The 18,248-nt window shown below is 64.0% G+C and carries 20 protein-coding genes; 13 read left to right on the forward strand and 7 right to left on the reverse strand.

From position 1 onward, the window contains the following. Positions 1–145: 145 nt before the first annotated feature. Positions 146–769: a pyridoxamine 5'-phosphate oxidase family protein gene (locus IVB50_RS03025; protein WP_018458474.1), complete on the reverse strand. Its 624-nt coding sequence runs from the start codon at positions 767–769 to the stop codon at positions 146–148. A gap of 120 nt (positions 770–889) precedes the next feature. Here IVB50_RS03025 and IVB50_RS03030 point away from each other — a divergent pair, with 120 nt between their 5' ends. Further along, entirely contained in the window at positions 890–1,774 is an 885-nt protein-coding gene (locus IVB50_RS03030) for a LysR family transcriptional regulator (protein ID WP_018458473.1), read from the forward strand. A 5-nt stretch (positions 1,775–1,779) separates the two neighbouring features. On the opposite strand, the gene IVB50_RS03035 is transcribed toward IVB50_RS03030, so the two are convergent. Together IVB50_RS03035 and pobA are read right to left on the reverse strand one after the other, a co-directional pair. Continuing rightward, on the reverse strand, positions 1,780–2,199 hold the full coding sequence (locus tag IVB50_RS03035; protein ID WP_018458472.1) for a PaaI family thioesterase: 420 nt from the start codon (positions 2,197–2,199) through the stop codon (positions 1,780–1,782). A gap of 234 nt (positions 2,200–2,433) precedes the next feature. Further along, the gene (gene pobA, locus IVB50_RS03040) at positions 2,434–3,603 is read right to left on the reverse strand and encodes a 4-hydroxybenzoate 3-monooxygenase (protein WP_026233588.1); all 1,170 of its coding nucleotides are present in this window, start codon (positions 3,601–3,603) and stop codon (positions 2,434–2,436) included. Positions 3,604–3,817: 214 nt separating this feature from the next. On the opposite strand from pobA, the gene IVB50_RS03045 reads away from it, so the two are divergent. The 9 genes from IVB50_RS03045 (at position 3,818) to IVB50_RS03085 (ending at position 12,876) form a co-directional block, all read left to right on the forward strand. Beyond that, complete coding sequence (locus tag IVB50_RS03045; protein WP_018458470.1) at positions 3,818–4,834, forward strand: TRAP transporter substrate-binding protein; 1,017 nt, start codon at positions 3,818–3,820, stop codon at positions 4,832–4,834. A 133-nt stretch (positions 4,835–4,967) separates the two neighbouring features. Next, positions 4,968–5,477, forward strand: a complete 510-nt coding sequence (locus IVB50_RS03050; protein ID WP_018458469.1) for a TRAP transporter small permease — start codon at positions 4,968–4,970, stop codon at positions 5,475–5,477. Between the two features lie 2 nt (positions 5,478–5,479). After that, positions 5,480–6,799 carry a TRAP transporter permease gene (locus tag IVB50_RS03055; RefSeq protein WP_018458468.1) on the forward strand — a complete coding sequence of 440 codons (1,320 nt, stop codon included), beginning with the start codon at positions 5,480–5,482 and terminating at the stop codon, positions 6,797–6,799. Between the two features lie 210 nt (positions 6,800–7,009). Further along, the gene (locus tag IVB50_RS03060) at positions 7,010–7,471 is read left to right on the forward strand and encodes a DUF3237 domain-containing protein (protein WP_018458467.1); all 462 of its coding nucleotides are present in this window, start codon (positions 7,010–7,012) and stop codon (positions 7,469–7,471) included. 254 nt (positions 7,472–7,725) lie between these two features. Beyond that, the gene (locus IVB50_RS03065) at positions 7,726–8,535 is read left to right on the forward strand and encodes a crotonase/enoyl-CoA hydratase family protein (protein ID WP_018458466.1); all 810 of its coding nucleotides are present in this window, start codon (positions 7,726–7,728) and stop codon (positions 8,533–8,535) included. Next, positions 8,532–10,415, forward strand: coding sequence for a feruloyl-CoA synthase (locus IVB50_RS03070; protein WP_026233587.1), 1,884 nt, complete (start codon positions 8,532–8,534; stop codon positions 10,413–10,415). The genes IVB50_RS03065 and IVB50_RS03070 overlap by 4 nt, the downstream gene beginning before the upstream one ends. 27 nt (positions 10,416–10,442) lie before the next feature. Next, complete coding sequence (locus tag IVB50_RS03075) at positions 10,443–11,204, forward strand: SDR family NAD(P)-dependent oxidoreductase (RefSeq protein ID WP_018458464.1); 762 nt, start codon at positions 10,443–10,445, stop codon at positions 11,202–11,204. A 10-nt stretch (positions 11,205–11,214) separates the two neighbouring features. Next, complete coding sequence (locus IVB50_RS03080) at positions 11,215–11,646, forward strand: thioesterase family protein (RefSeq protein ID WP_018458463.1); 432 nt, start codon at positions 11,215–11,217, stop codon at positions 11,644–11,646. A 78-nt stretch (positions 11,647–11,724) separates the two neighbouring features. Next, positions 11,725–12,876, forward strand: a complete 1,152-nt coding sequence (locus tag IVB50_RS03085) for an ABC transporter substrate-binding protein (protein ID WP_018458462.1) — start codon at positions 11,725–11,727, stop codon at positions 12,874–12,876. 177 nt (positions 12,877–13,053) lie between these two features. Here IVB50_RS03085 and IVB50_RS03090 read toward each other — a convergent pair whose 3' ends face one another. Together IVB50_RS03090 and IVB50_RS03095 are read right to left on the reverse strand one after the other, a co-directional pair. After that, complete coding sequence (locus tag IVB50_RS03090; RefSeq protein WP_018458461.1) at positions 13,054–13,782, reverse strand: glutathione S-transferase family protein; 729 nt, start codon at positions 13,780–13,782, stop codon at positions 13,054–13,056. Positions 13,783–13,820: 38 nt separating this feature from the next. Beyond that, complete coding sequence (locus IVB50_RS03095) at positions 13,821–14,126, reverse strand: hypothetical protein (protein ID WP_247294194.1); 306 nt, start codon at positions 14,124–14,126, stop codon at positions 13,821–13,823. Between the two features lie 112 nt (positions 14,127–14,238). Here IVB50_RS03095 and IVB50_RS03100 point away from each other — a divergent pair, with 112 nt between their 5' ends. Next, positions 14,239–14,937 (forward strand): YafY family protein, encoded by a 699-nt coding sequence (locus IVB50_RS03100; protein WP_007599649.1) that lies wholly within the window; start codon positions 14,239–14,241, stop codon positions 14,935–14,937. 2 nt (positions 14,938–14,939) lie between these two features. After that, the gene (locus tag IVB50_RS03105; protein WP_018458459.1) at positions 14,940–15,269 is read left to right on the forward strand and encodes a YkgJ family cysteine cluster protein; all 330 of its coding nucleotides are present in this window, start codon (positions 14,940–14,942) and stop codon (positions 15,267–15,269) included. Between the two features lie 73 nt (positions 15,270–15,342). Here IVB50_RS03105 and IVB50_RS03110 read toward each other — a convergent pair whose 3' ends face one another. Both IVB50_RS03110 and IVB50_RS03115 read right to left on the reverse strand, forming a co-directional pair. Further along, positions 15,343–15,741: a hypothetical protein gene (locus IVB50_RS03110; RefSeq protein WP_018458458.1), complete on the reverse strand. Its 399-nt coding sequence runs from the start codon at positions 15,739–15,741 to the stop codon at positions 15,343–15,345. Between the two features lie 307 nt (positions 15,742–16,048). Further along, positions 16,049–16,396, reverse strand: coding sequence for a DUF3307 domain-containing protein (locus IVB50_RS03115; RefSeq protein ID WP_018458457.1), 348 nt, complete (start codon positions 16,394–16,396; stop codon positions 16,049–16,051). A gap of 401 nt (positions 16,397–16,797) precedes the next feature. Here IVB50_RS03115 and IVB50_RS03120 point away from each other — a divergent pair, with 401 nt between their 5' ends. Continuing rightward, on the forward strand, positions 16,798–18,243 hold the full coding sequence (locus tag IVB50_RS03120) for a TAXI family TRAP transporter solute-binding subunit (protein ID WP_247294196.1): 1,446 nt from the start codon (positions 16,798–16,800) through the stop codon (positions 18,241–18,243). Positions 18,244–18,248 lie beyond the last annotated feature (5 nt).

An 18,248-nucleotide genomic window follows, 5' to 3' on the forward strand; every position in this document is an offset into this window, starting at 1 on the left:
TCCGCCTAGTGCGCAATTGCGCACAGGGGCGGACGATCCAGTATTCCAGAGACCTGTGCTTGAACCGAGGCGCCGCGGCGTACTGGATGCCCCGCCTTCGCGGGGCATGACATCGGAGGATTCAGGGAGAGACGAAGATCGTGGCCTAGCTTGCCCCCTTGTCACCCTTCAGCGCCGCGAGCTCTGCTTCCAGCTCCGCGATCTTCGCATCCCTTGCCGCCAGCGCCGCCGCCACATCTCCAGCGTCGAACTTCTGCGGGATGTGCTGCGGGCAGTTCGTGTCCCACGCTTCGATCTTGAACAGGATCACCTGCTCGGGCCGGGCGCGATAGCCTTTCGGCATCAGCGATGTCGTCAGCGCCTCGTCGTCCTCGACCACCCGCGCTTCGCCCCAGATCTTCACCCGGCGGCGATGGGCGTAGTCCATCACGAAGATGTAGGCCTTGGGATTTTCAGACAGGTTTCCCTGCGTGATGTATTGCCGATTGCCGGCGTAGTCCGTGAAAGCCAGCGTCTGCTTGTCCAGCACCTTCAAGAAGCCCTTCGGGCCGCCACGATGCTGGATGTAGGGCTGGCCGTCGGCCGATGCCGTGGCGAGATAAAAGCTGTTGGCGTCGGCCAGGAACGCCGCGAGGTTCTCATCGACCTCGGTGCGCCAGCCGCGCTGCTCGGCATGGGCATAGCCTTCGCGTGATCCCTTTCGGGTCTGGATCGACTTCACCGCCGGCGTGAACGCCACGTCGCTGGCGTAGGTGTGAGTTGCCGTCATCGGAACATCTCCTGAAATCCCGGCGCATCCCTGCGTCTTCGCCATCCAAAATGGACCTCCCGCCGGCTAAAACAATCATCCCGCTTGACACTTCATCGTTGCGTTATATGCAATAATGCCATGGATCGCCTCGAAGCCATGCATGTTTTCGTCACCGTCGCCGACCTGCGCGGCTTCGCGCCGGCGGCACGAAAACTGCGGCTGTCCCCCTCCGCGGTGACGCGGCTGATCGCGGCGCTGGAGGAGCATCTTGGCGCGCGGCTGTTGCAGCGGACCACCCGTCAAGTGACCCTGACCGACGTCGGCACGCGCTATCTCGAGCGCGCGCGTCGCATCCTCGCCGATGTCGAGGAGGCCGACGGCTCGGCACGGGAGGAGCGCAACCGACCGAGCGGGCGGCTGGTGGTGTCGGCGCCGGTCGGCTTTGGCCGGCTCCATGTCGGGCCTGTCATGATCGCCTACCTCAAGCGCTATCCCGAGGTCGCCTGCGAATTGCGGCTGTCGGACAACCTGGTCAATCTCGTGGAAGATGCCGTCGACGTCGCGGTGCGGATCGGCCATCTCGCCGACTCCTCCCTCGTCGCGCGCCAGGTCGGCGAGATGCGGCGGATCGTGGTGGCGACACCTGGCTATCTCAAGCGCCATGGCGAGCCGAAGACGCCGGAGGCATTGCTCGGGCACCAGACCATCGCCTTCGGTCCATCCGCGAACTGGCGCTTCGTGCAGGACGGCCGCGACATCGAGGTGGCGCCGAATCCACGCTTCGCCAGCAACAGCGCCGACGCCGCCCTGCAATATGCCGAGGCGGGCGGCGGCGTGACCCGGGTGCTGGCCTATCAGGCTGCCGAGGGCCTGCGGCGCGGGCGGCTCAGAATCGTGTTGGCGAAATACGAGCAGCCGGCGTTGCCGATCCACATCGTCTACCCGACCTCGCGCCTGCTCTCCGCCAAGGTGCGTGCCTTCGTCGATCTCGTGGTGGAGACCGCGGAGTGGAAATTCGGGTGACGCCCTCACCCCTTCTTCGGCACTACGCGAAAGGTGCCGCTGGCGCGGGCGATCACGGCGCCGTCGGCCTTCGCGAGGCACTGCGCGAAACAGATCGTGCTGCCGGTCTTGATCGCCTCACCCTCGACCGCGAGCCATTGGCCGATCTCGCCGGCGCCGACATAGTCGACCGACAGCGAGATCGTGACCAACGAGGTCGTCCAGCCCGTCGCCTGCGCGCAGCTGTAGCCCATGGCGGCATCGGCCAGCGCCGCGATCAGGCCGCCATGGATCAGCCCGCGCGCGTTGGTGTGCGGTTTCGCCAGCCGCAATCCCACGGTGACGCCGTTGTCGGTCTTCCTGGAGTAAAGCGGCTCCCAAGGATCGGTGAGCGGGGCTTTGCGAAAGTGCGGCTCGAAGCCGGCGGGAATGTCGGTGCTGGTCATGTCCGTCTCGCGTTGGTGGCTCCCGCCATTGAACGCGGCAGACGGGACAGATGCACCACCTACAAAGTTTTAAACGGAATTTGCGCGGGTGTTTGAAAGGAGTGGCGCCGTCGCCCCGCTATCCCTGTCATCACCCGCGAAAGCGGGTGATCCAGTATTCCAGAGACGGTGACGTGATACGGAGAGGCCGCGGCGTACTGGATGCCCCGCTTTCGCGAGGCATGACGGCGCGCCCTAAAACGGCAGCCCCACGTAATTCTCCGACAGCGAGGTCATCGCGGCCTGCGACTGCGTGACATAGTCGAGCTCGGCGAGCTGGATGCGCGCGCCGATGGTGCCGGTGTCGGGGAATTTGTGCAGCATCGAGGTCATCCACCAGGAGAAGCGCACGGCCTTCCAGACCCGCGCCAGCGCCTTCGCCGAATAGGCATCAATGCCGGCGCTGGATTTTTCGTCGTAGAACTCGCGAAACGCACTCGACAGATAATGCGCGTCGCTCGCGGCCAGGTTCAGCCCCTTGGCGCCGGTCGGCGGCACGATATGGGCGGCGTCACCGCACAGGAACATCCTGCCGAAGCGCATCGGCTCGGCGACGAAGCTGCGCAGCGGCGCAATGCTCTTCTCAATCGAGGGGCCCGTGACCAAGCTGTCGGCGGCGTCCTGGTCGAGCCGGCGCTTGAGCTCGTCCCAGAAACGGTCGTCCGGCCATTGGTCGACGTGGTCGTCGAGCGCGCACTGCACATAGTAACGGCTGCGCCTGGTCGAACGCATGGTGCAGAGCGCAAAGCCACGGGCGTGGTTGGAATAGATCAGCTCGTGGCTGACCGGCGGCGTCTCGGAGAGGATGCCCAGCCAGCCGAACGGATAGATGCGCTCGAACTCCTCGATGGCCGAAGCCGGAACGCTGGCGCGGCTGACGCCGTGAAACCCGTCGCAACCGGCGATGAAATCGCAATCGATGGTGTGGGTGACGCCATCTTTCACGTAGGTTACGCGCGGGTGACCGCCGTCGAAATCCTGCGGCTGCACGTCCTTGGCCTCGTAGACCGAGGTGAGGCCGGCGGCCGTGCGCGCATTCATCAGATCGAGCGTGACCTCGGTCTGGCCGTAGATCATGACCGTCTTGCCGGTCGCAGCCTTCATGTCGATGCGGTGGCGGCGCCCCGAGAAGGTGAGTTCGATCCCTTCATGCACCAGCCCTTCGGCATGCGCCCGTGCGCCGGCGCCGATCTGGTCGAGCAGCGCAACTGTTCCCTCCTCCAGCAGTCCGGCACGGATGCGGCCGAGCACATAGTCCGGGCTCTGCCGCTCCAGAATGACATTGTCGATGCCATAATGATGCAGCAGTTGCCCAAGCAACAATCCTGCCGGCCCCGCCCCGATGATTGCGACTTTTGTCCGCAATACTTGCTCCTCCCGATCCTGTAGGCTTTCGGCGTGGCTCGCTTGTCGCTGCCGTCCGCGCACGATAATTATATCATATAACGGTTGGGCAAAAGGGAGTGCGCGGCGGCACGTCGCGCCAGTTCCGGCTTGAACGCGCCGGCCAACTAGATAACATGTTAATTAACGAGACCGGGCCATCGAAGCCCGCCGTCAAAAGAGGGAGAGACGCGTGATGAGGAAAGCCTGTCTGGCGTTGCTGCTGGCAGCAAGCGTGAGCCCTGCGTTCGCGCAGGACAAGACCTTCGATTTGAAGATCTCGCACTGGGTGCCGGCCTCGCATCCACTACAGAAATCGCTGGAGGACTGGGCTGCTGCGGTCGAGAAGGATTCCGGCGGCACCATCAAGGGCAAGGTGTTTCCGGCCCAGCAGATGGGCAAGGCGTTCGACCATTACGACATGGCGCGCGACGGCATCGCCGACGTCACCTATGTCAATCCCGGCTACCAGCCCGGCCGTTTCCCGATCATCGGCGCTGGCGAATTGCCATTCCTGATCTCGGATGCCAAGGGCGGCTCGATGGGGCTCGACGCCTGGTACCGCAAATACGCCGAGAAGGAGATGAAGGACGTCAAATACTGCCTCGCCTTCGTCCACTCGCCCTCCTCCTTCCATTCCCGCACCAAGAAGATCGTGATGCCGGAGGACGTGAAGGGCCTGAAGATCCGCCCCGCCCACGCCACCATGGCGAACTTCGTCACCTCGCTCGGCGGCACCAATGTGCAATCCTCCGCGCCCGAAGTGCGCGACATCATCGAGCGCGGCGTCGCCGATGGCGTCACCTTCCCCTGGGGCTCGCTGGTGCTGTTCGGCATCGACAAGGTGACCAAATACGACATGGAGGCGCCGCTCTACACCACGACCTTCGTGTTCGTCATGAACAAGGACAAGTACAATGCGATGTCCGACAAGCAGAAGGCCGCGATCGACAAGAATTGCACGGTCGAAATGGCAGGCGTGGTCGGCGAGCACTGGGGCAAGTTCGAGGATGCCGGCATCGACAAGGTCAAGGCGGAGTCCGGTCACGAGGTCTACAAGCTGACGCCCGAGCAGACCGCGGCCTGGAAGAAGGCCGCCGAGCCGCTGGTGAAGACCTGGAGTGACGGCGCGAAGAAGACCGGCGTGGATCCGGACGCGGCGCTTAGCGAGCTGAAGGCCTCGCTGAAGAAGTACAACGCGCTGGCGGAGTAGTTCTTCGTCGAAACACATGCGGCGGCGGGATGCATCTCGCCGCCGTTGTTCTGCACGCGGGTCGAGACGCGAGGAGCGCATCGCGCGTCCTCTCCCTCTCCCGCCCGAGGATGGCATCTCTTAGGAAGCTCCCATGAAGCGCAGCTGGATGGATCGTATTATCGATTCGATCGAATGGATTGCAGCGGCTTTCGTCGGCATCGTCGCGCTCGACATCTTCCTGTCGGTGTTGCTTCGCAACACGCTGAACTATTCGATCCCCGATAGTTTCGACATCGGCCGCATGCTGCTCGGCATCCTGATCTTCTGGGGCATCGCCGCGACCTCCTATCGCGGCACCCACATCACCGTCGACCTCGTCTGGGGCAATGTCGGGCCGCGCTACCAGCGCTGGATCGACGTGTTCGCGACCCTGGTGCTGCTGTTCGTCGTGACGGTGCAGACCTGGACGCTGTTCGACAAGGTGCGCGGCACCTACAACGACAACGTCCAGACCTTCGACATGCACATGCCGACCTGGCCGTTCTTCGCGATCGCCTGGATCGGCGACGTCTCGGCCGTGCTGCTGATCGCGATCCGCACCTACCGGTTGATCTTCCATCCCGAAGAGATGCACGACCCCAAGCTGAAGGCGACGGAGTAATCATGAGCACCGATGCCGTCGCCGTAATCGGCTTCGTTTCCCTGTTCGCCCTGATGCTGCTGCGCGTGCCGGTCGGCATGGCCATGGGCCTCGTCGGCGTCTCCGGCTTTTCCTATCTCGTCGGCGCCACGCCGGCGCTGAAGCTGGTCGGCCAGACCTCGATGCGCACGGTGACCGACTACACCTTCGGCGTCATTCCGATGTTTCTGCTGATGGGCTCGTTCGTCAGCAATTCCGGCATGAGTCGCGAGCTGTTCCGCGCCGCCAACGGCTTTGTCGGCCATTTGCGCGGCGGACTCGGCATCGCCACCGTCGGCGCCTGCGGCGGCTTTGCCGCGATCTGCGGCTCCTCGGTCGCGACCGCCGCGACCTTCTCCGCGGTCGCTTACCCCGAGATGCGCCGCTTCGGCTATCCGCAGTCGTTTGCCACCGGCGTGATCGCGGCCGGCGGCACGCTGGGTGCGATGCTGCCGCCCTCCACCGTGCTCGCCGTCTACGGCATCATCACCGAGCAGGACATCGGCAAGCTGTTCATCGCCGGCATCATCCCGGGCATCCTCGCGATGACCATGTACATGATCACGATCTTCCTGATCGGTTATTTCCGGCCCGACTTCCTGCCCAAGGGCAAGGAGCTGCCGTGGCGCGAGCGCTTCGCCGGCCTGAAGGACATCTGGGCGCCGGTGCTGCTGTTCGTGTTCGTCATCGGCGGCCTTTACGGCCTGCCCTATTTGCCGCGCTTCACGCCGACCGAAGCGGGCGGCGTCGGCGCCGCCGGCGCCTTCATCATCGGCGTGGCGACCGGCCGGCTCGACCGCGAGAAGATTCTGGCGTCGCTGCTCCAGGCGACGCGCACGGCCGCCGCCGTGTTCACCGTGCTGATCGGCGCCTTGATCTTCGGCTATTTCCTCACGGTGACGCAGACCCCGCAAAAGGTGACGGAATTCCTCACCGGCCTCGGTCTCGGCCCCTACGGCGTGCTGGCGTTGATCATGGTGATGTATCTCGTGCTCGGCTGCCTGATGGACGCCATGGCGATGATCATCCTCACCGTGCCGATCATCTTCCCCGTGATCATGCATCTCGGTTTCGACCCGATCTGGTTCGGCGTCATCATCGTCATGACGGTCGAGCTCGGCCTGATCCATCCGCCGGTGGGCATGAACGTCTTTGTCATCAAGAGCGTGGTGAAGGACGTTTCCTTCTCCACCATCTTCAAGGGCGTGATTCCGTTCGTGGCGACAGACCTGGTGCGCCTGGTGATCCTGATCGCCTTCCCGCTGCTGGCGACATGGCTGCCGACGCGGATGATGGCGCATTGAGGAGGTGGTAAAGCGGCGAGCTGTCTTTTCCCTCTCCCCTTGTGGGAGAGGGTGGCTCGCCGCAAAGCGGCGAGACGGGTGAGGGGTATATTTCCTCAAGCGCTGATCTGAGTTTGGAGAGGCATACCCCTCATCCGGCGCTTCGCGCCACCTTCTCCCACAAGGGAGAAGGAAGGACAGCGGCGCTAGTTCAATACAGAAAGGTGACCGATGACGGCCCCTACCCTCGAGACCAAATACGTCTTTACCGTCACCGCACGCATCGGCGACGTCGTCACCGCCGGCGAGACCGGTATCGGCATTCGCCGCATCATCCCGATCGTCGGCGGCGAGGTGACGGGTGCGATCACCGGCAAGGTGCTGCCGTTCGGCGCGGACTTCCAGACCATCCGCCCGAATGAGCTGATTGATCTCGAAGCGAAGTACGCGTTCGAAACCGACGACGGTGCCACCGTCTATGTCGAGAACAAGGGCATGCGCTTCGGCCCGGTCGAGCTGTTGCAAAAGCTCAAGCGCGGCGAACCGGTGGATCCCAAACTGATCTATTTCCGCACCGTGCCGAGGTTCGAGACCGGGCACGAGAAGTACCGCTGGCTGATGGAGCACATTTTTGTCGGGTCAGCAGCGCGTCATGCGGATCGAGTCGTGATCGACGTGCATCAGGTGATGTGAAGGCTTCAGTGCCCTTCGCCGTCGTCCCGGCGAAGGCTGGGACCCATACCGCGTGATCTGTCGATCGCGAATAGTCGGAGTACCGAACGACTTGGCCAAACTTCTCCCTGTGGTTATGGGTCCCGGCCTCCGCCGGGACGACACCGCATTTGGAGGGCGCCTTTTGCCCGCCTGACTGACCCAAGAGGCACCTAGCCCCTTGTTGACTCCTCCTGAATTCGTTATACAACATAACTATTCTGACAAGGACGCAAATGACACAGGGAAACGCCGAGACCGCTGACGCGGGCGCCGCCGGGCTTTTGAAGATCGAGCGGGCGGACCGGGTTTTGACCGTCGGCCTCAATCGGCCGGCCAAGCGCAATGCGCTCAACGACGGCATCATCCTGGAGATCGGCGAGTGTTTTGCGGCCCTGCCCGAGGATATCGGCGCCGTCGTCATCCACGGCATCGGCGACCATTTTTCCAGCGGTCTCGACCTCTCCGAACTGACCGACCATGATGCCAGTGGCGGCCTTCTCCATTCCCAGATGTGGCACCGGGTGTTCGACCGCATCCAGTACAGCCGCGTGCCTGTGATCGCCGCGCTCAGGGGCGCCGTGATCGGAGGCGGGCTGGAGCTCGCCTGCGCGGCGCATATCCGTGTCGCCGAACCCTCGACCTATTTCGCGCTGCCGGAGGGGCAGCGCGGCATCTTCGTCGGTGGCGGCGGTTCGGTGCGCCTGCCGCGCCTGATCGGCGTCGCCAGGATGATGGACATGATGCTGACCGGCCGCGTCTATTCCGCGACCGAAGGCACCTCCTACGGCTTTGCGCAATATGTCACGGAAGCCGGCAACGGGCTCGGCAAGGCGATGGAGCTTGCGACCAAGGTCGCCTCCAACGCGCCGCTGACCAACTTCGCCGTGCTCCAGGCGCTGCCGATGATCGCGGAGGCCAATCCGCAGACCGGCCTGTTGATGGAATCGCTGATGGCGACGGTGGCGCAGAGCGACAAAGAGGCAAAACGCAGGATCCGCGAGTTCCTCGAACACAAGACCGCAAAGGTGAAGCCGAAATCATGAGCGCGCAGCCGTCCTCTTCCAGCATGGAGCGCGGCGCGAGCACTTCCCCGCTGCGGCCCATTTCGTTCGGCGATCCCGTCGTCAATATCGAGCGGCGCGACGACGGCACGATTTATCTGCGGCCCAAACAGCCGCTCGGCGATTATCCGGCCCGCATCACCGACCGCCTGCATCACTGGGCGAGCGCGACGCCCGATCGCGTCTTCATGGCCGAGCGCGAAGGTGGCCGCGGCTGGCGCAAGATCAGCTACGCCGAGCTGCTCGCCGCGAGCCGGCACATCGCCTCAGGGCTCATTGCGCGCGGGCTGTCGGCGGAGCGGCCGGTCGTCATCCTCTCCGGCAATTCGATCGACCACGCATTGCTCGCGTTCGGCGCGTTCTATGCCGGCATTCCGTTCTGCCCGGTGTCGCCGGCCTATTCGCTGGTATCGAAGGATTACGGCAAGCTCTCCTACCTGATGAAGCTGCTGACGCCCGGCCTTGTCTTCGCCGAGGACGCCGACAAGTTCGCCGACGCGCTCGCGGCCAACGTCTCGCTCGGCACCGAGATCGCCGCGTCCTACGGCCACGTGCCGGGCCGCGACGTCACCTTGCTCGCCGACCTCATGGCAACCCCGATCCGCGGCGATCTGGACGAGGTCCACGGCAAGATCGGCCCCGACACCATCGCGAAATTCCTGCTGACCTCGGGCTCGACCGGCAACCCCAAGGCGGTCATCAACACCCAGCGCATGATCTGCGCCAACCAGGTGATGCTGCGCGAGACACTCGCCTTCCTCAGGGACGAGCCGCCCGTCATCATCGACTGGCTGCCCTGGAATCACACTTTTGGCGGCAACCACAATATCGGGCTGACGCTCTACAATGGCGGCTCGATGTATCTCGATGCCGGCAAGCCGGTGCCTGGAGGCATCGAGGAAACCGTGCGCAATCTCCAGGAGATTTCGCCGACGGTCTATTTCAACGTCCCCAAGGGCTACGAGTCGCTGCTGCCTTATCTGCGCGACGACCAGCGCCTCCGCGCAAAATTCTTCGACCGGCTGCACGCGATGTTCTTCTCGGGCGCGGCGCTGTCGCCGTTCGTCTGGAACAGCCTCGACGAGCTGGCGGTGAAGGAAAAAGGCTACCGCGTACCGATGCTGACCGGCCTCGGTGCAACCGAGACCGCGCCGTTCTTCATGTCGGTCAACCCGCGCACCAGCCGCTCCGGCCATGTCGGGCTTCCCGTATCCGGCAATGACGCCAAGCTGGTGCCGAACAACGGCAAGATGGAAGTTCGTTGCAAGGGGCCGAACGTGATGCCCGGCTACTGGCGCCAGCCCGACATCACCGCAAATTCGTTCGACGAAGAAGGCTTCTACAAGCTCGGCGATGCCCTCAAGCCCGTCGATCCCGATGATCTCAATGCCGGCTTCGATTTCGACGGCCGCATCGGTGAGGATTTCAAGCTCGGCAGCGGCACCTGGGTCAGCGTCGGCCCATTGCGCGCGCGCTTCGTCGCGGCTTGCGCGCCGCTGGTGCGCGACGTCGTCATCGCCGGCATCAACCGAGACGAGATCTCCGCGCTCGTCGTGCTCGATCTCGACGGCTGCCGGCTGATCAACCCGACGCTGCCGACCGACGATCTCGTCGTCGCGACCCGCGACCGGCTGGTGCGCGAGGCATTTCGCGAACGGCTGACCCGCTTTCTCAGCGCGGCCACGGGATCCTCGACGCGGATCACGCGCGCGATCCTCATGGACACGCCACTCTCGATCGACAAGGGCGAAGTCACCGACAAGGGCTCGATCAACCAGCGCGCGGTGCTCGAGCATCGCAGCCTGCTGATCGAGGAGCTCTACGCTGCCAATCCATCGGACCGTGTGATATCGGTCGGGTAAGAGGACGTCGCACCTAGGGAGAACGCCATGTTGTTGAAGGATCAGGCTGTCATCGTCACGGGCGGCGCGTCGGGACTGGGCGCGGCGACCGCGCGTAAGCTGGCGGCGCAGGGCGCCAGGGTCGCGGTGTGCGACCTCAATGCCAAGCTCGCCGAAACTGTCGCCGCCGAGATCAAGGGCGTGGCTGTGGCTTGCGACGTCTCCGATGCGGCTTCCGCTGAGGCTGCGATCGCCCAAGCGACCAAGTCCCATGGACCCGCGCGCGTGCTGGTCAATTGCGCCGGCATCGGCGTTGCCAAGCGCGTCGTCGGCCGCGACGGCCCGATGGCGCTCGCCGATTTCGACAAGGTGATCAAGGTCAATTTGATCGGCACCTTCAACATGCTCCGCCTTGCCGCGAACGAGATGTCCAAGCTCGAGCCGCAGGCAACCGGCGAGCGCGGCGTCATCATCAACACGGCATCCGTTGCCGCTTATGACGGCCAGATCGGGCAATCGGCCTATTCGGCCTCCAAGGGCGGCATCGTCGGCATGACGCTGCCGATCGCGCGCGAGCTGGCGCAGTTCGGCGTCCGCGTGCTGACGATCGCGCCCGGCCTGTTCCTCACGCCGCTGCTCGCCAACCTGCCGCAGGAAGCCCAGGACTCGCTCGCCGCCGCGATCCCGTTCCCGCGCCGGCTCGGCCACGCCGACGAGTTCGCGGCGCTCGCCCTGCACATGGTCGAGAATTCCTACCTCAACGGCGAAGTGGTGCGCCTCGACGGCTCGCTGCGCATGGCGCCGAAATAGGGCGCGGCATATGTTCGTGAACCGGCGCGACGTCCAGATCCAGTGGGGTGACTGCGACCCCGCCAACATCGTCTATTACCCGCGTTATTTCGCGATGTTCGACGATTCGACGTCGACCCTGTTCGAAGTCGCCGGCTTCTCCAAGCAGGACCTGGTCAAGAAATACGGCCTGGTGGGCATTCCCATGGTCGATACACGCGCCAAGTTCTACATCCCCTCGACTTATGGCGACTGGATCACCATCGAAACCAAGATCGAGAGCATCAAGCGCTCGAGTTTCGAGGTGAAGCACAGCGTCTTCAAGGGCGAGGCGCTGGCTATCGAGGGTTTCGAGACCCGTGTCCTGGTCGGGCGCGACCCCGTTAACCCCGACAAACTGAAATCGGCACCGTTTCCTGCGGAAATGGTAGCCAAATTCACGGGGAGCGAGGCCCGGAGCTAAATCGCCACATCACCAAAAGAGGGGGCTGAATTACCCCCCGATTTCTGCTTTCAAAGAAACACATAAAGGGAGGAATAGATGAAACGCTTTTACCTGACCGCCGCCGTCACCGCGGCTGCGCTTGCGCTGCCGGCCGTGCCCGCGCGGGCTCAGACCGCCGAGGTCACCATCGGCATCACCACCACCACGACCGGCCCGGGCGCAGCGCTGGGCATTCCCGAGCGCAATGCGCTGGAGTTCGTGCCGAAGGAGATCGGCGGCGTGCCGCTGAAGGTGATCGTACTCGACGACGGCGGCGATCCGACCACCGCGACCACCAACGCCCGCCGCTTCGTGACCGAATCCAAGGCCGACATCATCATGGGCTCGGCGCTGACGCCGCCGACCATCGCGGTGTCCAACGTCGCCAACGAAGCCGGCATTCCGCATTTCGGCCTGGCGCCGTTCCCGATTACGCCGGAGCGCATGAAGTGGTCGGTGGCGATGCCGCAGCCGATCCCGATCGTGGGCAAGGTGCTGTACGACCACATGAAGTCGAAGGGTGTGAAGACCGTCGGTTATATCGGCTATTCCGACTCCTATGGCGACCTCTGGTTCAACGATTTGAAGGCGCAGGCCGTGCCGATGGGCATAACCATCGCCGACGAGGAGCGCTTCGCTCGCCCCGACACGTCGGTGACCGGACAGGTGCTGAAGCTCGTGGCGGCGAATCCCGATGCCATTCTGGTCGGCGCTTCCGGCACCGCGGCCGCGCTGCCGCAGACCGAGCTACGCGAGCGTGGCTATCAGGGCCTGATCTACCAGACCCATGGCGCCGCCAGTATGGACTTCATCCGTATCGCCGGCAAAGCTGCGGAAGGCGTGCTGATGGCCTCTGGTCCCGTCATGGATCCCGAGGACCAGCCGGACGAAGCCGCCACCAAGAAGCCGGGCCTCGCGCTCAACTCGGCCTATGAAGCCAAGTACGGCCCGAACAGCCGCAGCCAGTTCGCCGGTCACTCTTACGACGCCTTCGAGATTCTCAAGCGCATCATCCCGGCGGCACTCAAGACGGCGAAGCCAGGCACGCCGGAATTCCGCGAGGCGATTCGCCAGGCGCTGCTGTCGGAGAAGGAGCTTGCGGCGAGCCAAGGCGTCTACAATTTCACCGAAAAGGATCGCTACGGCCTCGACGAGCGCTCGCGCATCCTGCTCACGGTGAAGAACGGCAAGTACACGCTGGTGAAATAGACGCAGCGGCAGGATTGAGACGACGAGAGCCGGCCCGATGGGCCGGCTCTTTTTGTTTGCAGCGAGCGTAATGCCGGATCGCGTTTGAACAACAGCACCGCTCTCTGAGTTCCCTCCTTCCTTGTGGGGGAGGGGACACACCTTTCTCGGGGCGCTAGATGAGTCTCATTCCAGGCCTCAAGCCGCCTGCCGCAGCGGGGTCCAGGCGAACTCCGGATAGTAACTGTCCATCATCCGGTCGACATAAGCGGTGAGGTTCGGAAATCCTTCGGCGCGACGGCGCAGTGCGGATTCGAAGAACGGCGTCAGGATCCCGGCGAGTGCACCGAAGGCGGTGGCATCGACGCCGCAGGGCTTGTTGCCCATCAGATAGGACTTGTCGCCGAGCTGCACCGAGAGCGCAAACAGCGAGCGCACGGCGAGATCGACGTCGTCATCGGGCGCGTGGCGGCCGAGTCCGGAGAGCAGGTAGTTCTCGGCGACACGGAATTGCGCGTCCTCGCGCAACTTCTCGCGATTGTGCTCCGGCGCGCCGTCGAAGAAATGCGCAGGCCCCTTGGCGAAGTTGACCGGATCGACCCAGCGCGCCCCGACCAGCGCAAAATAAACGTGATGCTCGATCATGCGTTCGAATGCCCAGGCCTGCGCGCGCTCGACGAGCGACAGACCGGCGTCGAAATCGAAGCCGTAGCGGCGCTCGATATGGGCGCGGATGAAAGTGGAATCGGCCACCGCCTCGCCGCCATCGTCGATGAAGGGCAGCTGCCCCTTGGGTGATGCGGGTGGCATCGCCCGCTCCTTCCGGTAGGGCAATCCCGCCATCTTGAGCTGCACCTCCGTCTTGGTGACGAAGGGGCTGATTTCCGGCAGGCCGAAGCCGGCGCCAAAGCCGTAAAGCGTGATCATGAAGGCTCTCCTGAAACGACCGAAAGAGTTGAGGGAACTTAACCGCGGGCTGCTGCCACCATGGTGGCAGCAGCCGTGATATCTTCTGCGAAACGGGCCCCCCGCCAGGCGCGGGCCATGACATGACGGACCAGCGCGTCCGCGGCCTGCACCAGGAAGCGAGCCACCATGGTCGCGAGCGCAAGGCGGAGGTCGAGGACCATGAGATCAAGGGATACGAGGCGGCCGAACGCCCATGCGTACCAAGCTCGGGCTTGCAAACGCGGGACTTGCAAAGGCTGGACCTGTAAAGGCGGGGTCCGCCATAGCGCAGCGGCCGGGCCGAAATGAGTTGGAATGATCATGGACAAATCCTCTTCAGTCGACGTGTTGTCCCGGTATAGAACTCCCCTGCTGCCAACATCCTGTCAGCAGCCGCGCGCCGCCTTCTGAAAAACCACCGACAAGAGATCCGTCATGAGACGCGCCGACCGGCTGTTTCAAATCATCCAGGTGCTGAGGCGCACGCGTAAGCCGCTGACGGCGGACGCCATCGCGGCCGAGCTCGAGACCTCGAAGCGCACGATCTATCGCGACATCGCCACGCTGATCGGCCAGCGCGTGCCGATCCGTGGTGAAGCCGGCATGGGCTACATCCTGGAAAAGGGTTTTGACCTGCCGCCTTTGATGCTGACACCCGACGAAATCGAGGCGGCGGTGCTGGGCGCGCAATGGGTCGCCGGCCATGCCGATCCCGCGCTGGCGCGTGCGGCTGAAGATCTGATGGCCAAGATCGCCGACACTGTCCCTGAGCGCCTGCGTCCGTTCGTGCTGGAGCCGGCAAGCCGGGCCCGACCGAGCTGGAACAGGGAGCCGGACCGCTTGGACATGGCTCGCACGCGCACCCAGATCCACGAAGGCAAGAAGATCATGCTGCGCTATCGCGACGAGCAGGGCCGCGCCAGCGAGCGCATGATCTGGCCGATTTCGATCGGCTATCTCGAAGCCGTGCGCCTGCTCGCGGCCTGGTGCGAGCTGCGCGGCGACTTCCGCAGCTTCCGCACCGACCGCGTGGTCGACGCGAGCTATCCCGACGAGAGATATCCTGAAAGGCGCGACGTGCTGCGCGCGAAATGGCGCCAGAGCCTGGTCTGGGGCCCGCCAAAGGACACGTGACGATGGATGAGAACGCCCCGATCGACCTGTCGAGCTGTTGCCAGAGTTGCGGCGCCTGCTGCGGCTATTCGGCGAACTGGCCGCGCTTCTCGATCGAGAGCGACGAGGAGCTTGCCGCGATTCCCGAAGCGCTCGTCAACGACCGTCAATCCGGCATGCGCTGCGAAGGCGATCGCTGTTCGGCGTTGCAGGGGAACATTGGAAAAGCGACCGCGTGCGGCATCTATGCAGTGCGGCCGGACGTGTGCCGCACCTGCATGCCGGGCGATGCCGAATGCGCGATGGCGCGACGGAAATTCGGGCTGCCGGTGATAGAGGCCGCCGGCGCATGATCCGGAAAAGTGTGCAGCGGTTTTCCGCCGAGATCATACGCCAATAGAGAGCTAGAGCGCGATCGATCGTGCTTTAGGCCGGGACGGCTTCGCCGATCTCGTCGTCGATCTCGTCGTCCAGCGGCGCGAGCACCGAGAGCGGCTTGGTCGACAGCGTGATCGGCTTGCGGCCACCCGACAGCGACGGCGAGGATTTCGCCGCGCCTTCGCGCGCAAGCGCGTAGAGCGTCGAACCGACACGGCCGCCGTTCTCGATCAGGTCGCGCTCGTTACAGCTGCCAGCGATCGCGACCGCCAGCGAGTGCAGATGGCTGCGCCGATAGCAGAACAGCGCCAGCCTGGCGCGCGCGTCAGGGGAAACACTTTCAACCAGCCTCGGCAGGCCACTCTCGCTGGCGCGGTACATCTCGCCAAGGAGTTCGTCGCGGACCGGGCAGGAATCGCCTTCAAAGGTATCGCGGCTTGAAAACATTGCAGTTCTCCCTCGTCTGGGAAGATGCAGTGCAATTCTCTAATGAAAGGTTAACCACGCTGCCCGGTAGTCACCCGGGGGTCCTTGCGCGTGGGCCGCGAATCAATGGGCTGGGCGGGGATCCAGCCGCGCTATCTGAGCCGATGAGTCAGGCGCGAACGCCTCCACGCGTCATGGCCGGGCTTGTCCCGGCCATCCACGGAAAGCCGAGAGGCGCGAAGAACGTGGATGCCCGGGACAAGCCCGGGCATGACGACCTCTTGTGGATGCCGATGGACGACCACCTACGCGCCGAGGCCGCCAGCGGTCAGTTCGCCGCCATGAAGATGGAGAGGCCGAAGCCAGTCAGATGGTGCAGGGCCTGGTCGACACCGATCAGGGTCCAGAACCAGGGATGCGCAAGATCGACACCGAAATTGGCTGAGACGAGGCCCTTGGCGCGGTCGATCGTGATGTGGATGACGAAGTCGATCAGCGCCACAAACCAGAATTTCGGCGCCACGATCAGGATCAGCGGCAGCGCAACCGCAAGGTGAACCAGGCAGTGCACCAGGAGCGGCAGGGCCCAGCCGTGCTTCTGGTCCTTGCCGTGCGCCATCCAGGCGGTCTGGAGGACGAAATCGGCGATGATGTGCTTGAACGTCAGCAGCAACATCCAACCAATGAGGGCTTCGACCGGAACCGCCGATGACAGAGGTGGAAACGACAAGGCGCCCTCGTTGACGTGACAAGAAGAATTGGAGCGTTCAGCGCAATCTCTTCCTGGACCGGTCAAATCGCCGGGACTTGCGATTTATGACACCTCCCGCGGCGGAATGCAGCCGGGGGGAACCGGAAAATCGCCAACTGTGGCTAACTGGTGATAGGATGACCAATCGCCGGGGCCGAGTTGAGTAAGGTTACCTTCGGCTCGGAATTTGCATTCCGCGGCCTGCGCGCTACCATCGTCAGTAGAGAATATCGTTCTTTTTTCAGACGTTTACGAATTACAGGGCGACCGCAGCGATCACATCCGCAAGCCGCCCGCCACCGGAAGCATAAGGCCAGAGTGCTGCCATGAGTACTGAGGGCCCGACCTCATCGCCGATCGAGCCACCGCCCCGGCGACCCAAGGTGATCAAGACCAATCAGCAGCAGGTCTTCCTCTACGTCGTGCTGACCCTGCTGTTGTCGCTTGCCACCGTCTGGGGCGGCCGCATGCTGGTGCACAATTCGGAGACGCTGACCTTTGCGGTCGGCGCCCCCAACAGCGACGAGGCGCTGTTCGCAGCCAAGCTCGCCGCCGTCCTGAAGAACAACGCCTCGCGCTTCCGGATCAAGATCGTCAACAACGCCGACAACGCCAAGGCGATCGCCCAGTTCGATCGCAAGCAGGCCGACCTCGCGGTGCTGCGCACCGACGCCAAGGTGCCGCTGCGGGCACGCACGCTCGCGATCCTCGAGCACGATATCGTGCTGCTGCTCGGGCCCGGAAACAAGAAGATCAAGTCGCTCGCCGAGCTGAAGAAGAAGAAGGTCGCCGTCGTCGCCGACAACGACTCCGCGCTCGTCTTCGTCCGCGGTATCCTCGACGTTCCGGAGGGTGCGGACGCGGGGAGGATCCGGATGGCGCCACAGGGCGCTACACTCGACAAGCTGTTCGCGCCGGCGAGCGGCTTTGGCGCAGTCGTCGCCATCGTCCACGCCTCGCGGGCGGTGCGGGACAAGGCGTATGAGCAGGTCGCCAGGCGCGGCGGCTTCACGCTGAACGCGATCGACGAGGCGAAAGCGCTGGCGCGCAAGATCCCCGGCATTTCCAGCGAGACGCTGACGGCGGGCACGCTGTCTGCATCGCCGGAAATTCCCGGCGACGATCTCGACACGATCGGGCTCGAATGGTTGCTGGTCGCCCAATCCAGGATGTCGCCGACGGCGGCCGGGGAGCTCGCGCGCACCGTCTACGAGAACAAGTCCGCGCTCGGGCTCGACAGCGGCTTTGCCACTAGGATCGAGCCCGCCTCCGTCGAGAAGGACGCCTTCGTGATGGCGCATCAAGGGGCGGCCGACTACATCAACGACGACACCAAGTCGTTCATGGATAAGTACGGCGACCTGATGTATCTCGGCGCTGCCGCGCTCAGCGTCATCGGCTCGATCTTCGCCGCGATCTACGCCAAGATCACCCGGATCGCGCCGGAGAAGGCCAGCGAGCTGGCCACCGCCATCCTCGACATCGGCGAGCGGATCGAACATGCGCATTCGCTCGACCAGCTCGAATGTCTCCAGGACGAGCTGGAAGGCATTTTACGCGGCGCCGTCATCGGCCTCAGAGACGGCACGATCAGTACCGACGGGCTCGACACCTTCAAGCTCGGCTACGAATTCGTCCGCGACGAGATCGGCATGCGCCGCGACTATCTCAAGCGCCATGCGGGCGCGGGCGAGAAGGCCGCTCAGGATGTGGCCCCTTCCCAGCACGACGAGAGCAATGTCGTGGTGGTGAAGACAGCTCAGAGTGCCTGACCCAT

Origin of the sequence: Bradyrhizobium sp. 87 (assembly GCF_023073015.1) — a bacterium.
Taxonomy (GTDB): domain Bacteria; phylum Pseudomonadota; class Alphaproteobacteria; order Rhizobiales; family Xanthobacteraceae; genus Bradyrhizobium; species Bradyrhizobium canariense_D.